We start from the raw sequence: 589 nt of genomic DNA, 5'->3' as shown, positions 1-589 counted from the left end.
CTGCGGTTCGTAGCGAGAGCGCCATCTGAGTGAGGCCTGGGTTTGCGTTGAGCGCGCTGGGGAACGTGGAATTGTCCGAGATCCAGAGGTTGGGGATGTCATGGCTGCGCCCGTCGGCGTCGACGACACCCTTGCCCGGGTCGGCGCTCATCCGGCACGTGCCAAGGGTGTGGGCGGTGCGGGCGAGTACCCGCGTTTCGAGTGCACCCGCCGCTTCCAGAATGCGGGTCATGGTTGTCGTCGCGTGCTCGCTGATCGCCTGCTCGTTCGGGCCGGGTGTAAATGTGACGACCGCACGTGGGATGCCCCATTCATCCACCTCGTCGGCCAATATGAGTCTGTTATTCTCGGCGGGGAGGCATTCGCCGTTGATGCCGATGCCGGCCGTGTAGCGCAACGCGTCGAGCGCGTCAATGAGGTCGTTGCCCCAGAGCCCGGCACCGCGCACGAGGGAGGTTGCGTAGGCAAGTGGCATCACGCCGAGGCTTTGCAGGAGATATCCGCCCGCGAAGTCGACCCCGTCGGGGCGCACGAAGTCTTCGCTGATGAGCGCGGAGGGGTAACCGCGGTAGCCGCGAATCTGCTCGTC

General features: G+C 65.4%; 1 protein-coding gene. It reads right to left on the bottom strand.

Annotated features, from left to right (window positions below; translation table 11 throughout):
• Nucleotides 1–589, bottom strand: a 589-nt coding sequence (locus tag ADICYQ_RS31365; RefSeq protein ID WP_235114857.1) for a GMC family oxidoreductase, incomplete at both ends; no start/stop codon positions are given.

Origin of the sequence: Cyclobacterium qasimii M12-11B (assembly GCF_000427295.1) — a bacterium.
GTDB classification, from domain to species: Bacteria; Bacteroidota; Bacteroidia; order Cytophagales; family Cyclobacteriaceae; genus Cyclobacterium; species Cyclobacterium qasimii.
Note: the sequence above shows the minus strand (reverse complement) of the source record. Positions and strands in the feature narration are given on the sequence as shown.